General features: G+C 38.2%; 6 protein-coding genes. 2 read left to right on the top strand and 4 right to left on the bottom strand.

The window, feature by feature from the left end; genetic code table 11:
• Positions 1-126 precede the first annotated feature (126 nt).
• Entirely contained in the window at positions 127-306 is a 180-nt protein-coding gene (locus AC3DU7_RS26920; protein ID WP_488042336.1) for a hypothetical protein, read from the top strand.
• 270 nt (positions 307-576) lie between these two features.
• Here the strand turns inward: AC3DU7_RS26920 and AC3DU7_RS26915 are convergent, their stop codons facing one another.
• The 4 genes from AC3DU7_RS26915 to AC3DU7_RS26900 all read right to left on the bottom strand — a co-directional run bounded on the left by AC3DU7_RS26915 (position 577) and on the right by AC3DU7_RS26900 (position 3,819).
• A complete protein-coding gene (locus AC3DU7_RS26915; RefSeq protein ID WP_488042335.1) occupies positions 577-948 on the bottom strand; it encodes a hypothetical protein in 372 nt (123 codons plus the stop codon).
• Positions 924-1,520, bottom strand: a complete 597-nt coding sequence (locus AC3DU7_RS26910) for a GDSL-type esterase/lipase family protein (protein WP_488042334.1) — start codon at positions 1,518-1,520, stop codon at positions 924-926. Before AC3DU7_RS26910 ends, AC3DU7_RS26915 begins: the two co-directional genes overlap by 25 nt.
• A gap of 62 nt (positions 1,521-1,582) precedes the next feature.
• Entirely contained in the window at positions 1,583-2,878 is a 1,296-nt protein-coding gene (locus AC3DU7_RS26905; RefSeq protein WP_488042333.1) for a TldD/PmbA family protein, read from the bottom strand.
• Positions 2,879-2,958: 80 nt separating this feature from the next.
• Complete coding sequence (locus AC3DU7_RS26900) at positions 2,959-3,819, bottom strand: Tab2 family RNA-binding protein (RefSeq protein ID WP_488042332.1); 861 nt, start codon at positions 3,817-3,819, stop codon at positions 2,959-2,961.
• A gap of 278 nt (positions 3,820-4,097) precedes the next feature.
• Here AC3DU7_RS26900 and AC3DU7_RS26895 point away from each other — a divergent pair.
• Positions 4,098-4,204, top strand: a 107-nt coding sequence (locus tag AC3DU7_RS26895; RefSeq protein ID WP_488042337.1) for a helix-turn-helix domain-containing protein, incomplete at its 3' end; no start/stop codon positions are given.

The raw sequence follows: 4,204 nt of genomic DNA, 5'->3' as shown, positions 1-4,204 counted from the left end.
GGCGGCGCGGGGTCTCACCGCTTGCGCCTGTCGGCGGCGCGGGGTCCGACCGCAAGCGAGCTGCCGGCGGCGCGGGGTCTGACCGCTGTTGCCAGATGAGCTGTTGCCTGCGCACAGCGCTATATATTGTATCTGACGGGTAAAACCGAAGTAATTTGGTCTGGGGATGAAATTAGTAATTATGCAGGTGCAGAGCAGCTAATTCATTTTCATCTAACAAAAGGTTATAAAGTTACAGCTAGTCTGCCCATACATTGGTCAGATCCAGAATTTTCTCCTTTTTTGGATCGGACAGGTTTTTGGTAATTTTAAACCTCCTCTCCTGCGTAAACATTCAGCCGTCAGCTATTAGCAGCTATTAATTTTAGGTAAGGTAAAAGCAACCTTTGAAATTGAGAAAGAATAAAAGTTACTGCCAAAGTCTCCGGACTAAACTTTAGAAGTAATTATTCATTACTAATTGTTGTTTGCGTAGCATCCCATAGGGAAGCGCTAACTGCTTACGCTTAAAATTTTATACTTTTCAAAATAATTGTCATAAAAAAACTTTTTTTTGAGATAGTCGCAGTAAATATTTTATGAATCTATAAATTTATTAATGACTTTAATTTTACCAATAATATTTTGATTAAATTCAGATAATTCTTGAGCAGGAATCCAATATTCTTTATGGTGTGAATCTCCTACAGTTTTAACAGAATATCTCTTGATAAATTCAGCTCTTACTTGAAATTGTGTTACATAACCAATATATCCAGATGCTGCATCTTTCGTATTCCAATCTCGTGCTATTTGCACCGCATACTCTTCATTTAGAACAGGATAAAAAAATGGTTGGAAGGGTAAACGAGGCGGAAAAGCACAATAATTACTTTTTTTGATTAATTCCATCTCCTTCTTTCCTACAGGTCTAAATAAAGTTATTATTTCTGGAACCAAGATTTCCATGAACTCCAATTTTCTACTAACTTTGCTAACTCAGAATAACCTAATGCTCTTGGATGAGCGCCATCATTTTGTATTACCTCTTGTCGCCAAATCTCTGAATCTTTTAACGGTGTAAAAACATCTAAATAAGGAATATCTAGCTGTAGACATACTCGAGCAAAATCGTCAGACAAATTAGCAATTCTCATGTTATGTTCTGCATCTTCCAGAGGAGGAGAATTGATCATTAAAACAGGAAATAGCTGCTTGGCCTTATTTAAAATCTGGTAAATATTTTCTACTGACTGATTCCTTTCTATACGAGTTTTACCTGCTTTTAAAGTCATGTCATTTGCACCAAAAGAAAAGACTACTCTACCATCAACTTCTGGTGGTAAACGACAAGAAACTTCTCTCAACCAACGATTATTAATATCAGCACTAGTATCTCTTCTAACTCCTAAATTATAATATGTAAGATCGTATCCGCGATCGCAAACTGTTTGGCAAATTCTACCCGTCCAACCCAAACATCTAGGGTCTCCCGTACCATTTACAAAAGAGTCTCCAATGAAGCAAATTCTAATTTCCATTTAATGATAAATAAAACAAATTTAAAATTTAATAGCTAATTCTAATTAATAAAGCAAGTAATTTAATCTATTCTGCTAATAGTAGATAACCCTTCTAAAATTACATGAGGAGTGTAACAAGAGCCATTCCATTCGCCATCACTTCCCAATACTGCTAATTGCTTTAATGCTGTATAAACATTGCCAGCAATCATCGTATTCTTAACTCTACCAACTATTTCACCCCTTCTTACACGATAACCAAGTTCAACATTAATAGAAAAATCACCAGAAATACCAGCACCACCACCGAGGATCTGATCGACTATAATTCCATCATCCAACATCTCGATTGATTGTTTCAGCGATCGCTCTCCTGGTTGAACTATAAAATTAAATAATTCTGGTGTAGGGTAGCTTCCCAGATCGGGGCGAAACCCATTACCAGTAGTCCCGCTACCCAATAATCTACCAGTTGTCCGGTCTGTATAAAACAATTGTAAAATGCCATTTTCAATAAATTTTATCGAGCGGGTAGGAATACCTTCATCATCAAAAGGACAACTAAAAGGCCCCTCCTCTGGTTGTTGAGAAATAGTCAATTGTTTGCTAGTAACAAGTTCCCCCAGGCGATCGCTCCAAGGAGAAGCACCTTCTAGTACCTGCTTACCATTCAAAGCTGCAGAAATTGTACTCCATAGTAAATCTGCTGCTTTAGCTGTAAACAAAATAGGTACTTTCCCCCTGGGGGGTGTCACATTTTTGTTCGCCCAATCTAATCGCTGCAAAATTCGATTTGCTACTTTCCTTGGGTCAAGGGTATTTCTCTGAATTTGGCCATCAGATATATTTAATAAGTCGTCACCTCTGACCCAATCAGTTTCTACATAGCCACTAAGGGTTGTATCTATATGATGACAATCTAGCCCTAGGGAATTAACTAAACGAGTAGATTCAATTTCGCAGTCCCATTCTCCATGACAAATCACATCTGGATAAATTTCTCGAATTAATGCGATCGCTTCTTTTCCCCAAGTTACCAGTTGTTCCACTGATATAGATATTCCTTGGTTGGGATAATATCGATTTTTCGCTTTAGAGGTTAGTTCAATATATTCTGGTTCATTAAGACTACTGATAGACAAGGCAAGTTCTACTAAAGCATTGGCTTCCACTGGCCCATGAGCAACAGCTATTCCTGGACATCCATTTCGCCAAAGTCGGAGCGCTATACCCTCTGACTGAGTGCTTTCTAGTTGCTTGAGTCGATTGCTTTCAAAAAATACGGGCCGGGAGTGCGATCGAGCTTGAAATACCTCTGCTGCCTCAGCTCCTGCTTTGGCAGCTACTTCTAGCAGTTTTTCTGCTAACTGGGTCATAAAATTCTGTTTGGGATTTATGATTTTGGACAATAAAGTTGTTAGTAGGATTTTACCAACGTCCAGTACCCAAAGCTTAACTAGATATTAATTTCTTGCAGCAACCAAAAACCAGCAAATGATTCAGATTCTGGATTTGACTGTACAGCTAGAAAATGAACTTGTTTGACTTTTGACTTTGCTTCGGAAAATCTTTTAGCTTCCTCAATAGTTGATGAATTACCCAGATTAGCTAAAATCCAACAATCATTACCTCCAGTTTCTAACAGTAGTCTAGCTGGAGGACCTGAATTAAATTTGACAAAAGCTAGCTCTAATCCTGACATCCAAGCTGCTAAAGGTTTTGCTCTAGATGAATAAATAATTAAACCTGGAATCTTTAAATCGGGTGCAAGAGCAATCGTGCCAAGGGGAAAGGCTTCTCCAAAGTCAATGTCCCACTCTGACATTTCTGCAAAAGCCTCAACATCTAAACTTACAAATGTCCATTTTTCTCCAATTAAGGCATCTGGCAGAGGCTGTGGTGCGGGACTCATGTATTGAGTTGAAGGATTTGCTCCTGCTTGATAATTGGGATAAGTGGGATAAACTTCTTCCATTCGTTGTTGTAGCCACTGGTTGAGTGCATAAGTGCGACGACTTAGAACTGCAGGAATGGCCATTTCTGCACAAGCTTTGGTAATCATGTTATTCATTTGACCACGGAAAAAGCGAATTTTTTGAGGTGCTTCTGGAGCATCAGCGATCGCTTTTTCAATGGCGCTCTTTAGCCAAATAGAGTTTACCTGTTGATTACTTGTAAACTCAGAGTAACGATACAAAGAGTCTGTAGGATGATTAATATCTAGGGGACTTTCGCATATTAAGAGTTCCCAGAGTTTTTTTTGTTTTTCATCAAGTATTGGACGACTGTAAAAGTCTAGTTCCCAAATAGTTCCCATGCCTTACTCTTAAATTGATAGTATAGTTATTTTAAGCTATGGCAGGCGTGTTAACGAAGTCAGAAGTCAGAAGTCAGAAGTTATTTTTGTAACGGGGATTTGAACAACTCTCCAAAAATATTGCGCCTTAAAAGGTGGGGCTATCAACAGTATTAAAATAATTGGACAAAGTTAAACACAATTAGACATTTATTGTGATACGCTAGATTTATGTCTAACTTATTAACTAAATATGAAACAGCAGGACTGCGCGCTTAGTGCCAACAGCTCTAATAATCATGAAATCTTTTAAAACTAAGTTAAAACTTAACAATTACCAAAAAACAATACTTGCTAAACACGCAGGAGTAGCTCGTCATGCTTATAATTGGGGATTAGCAACTTG

The organism is Okeania sp., from assembly GCF_983059655.1.
The sequence above is the reverse complement of the archived record's forward strand: the minus strand, read 5'-3'. Positions and strand labels throughout refer to the sequence as shown.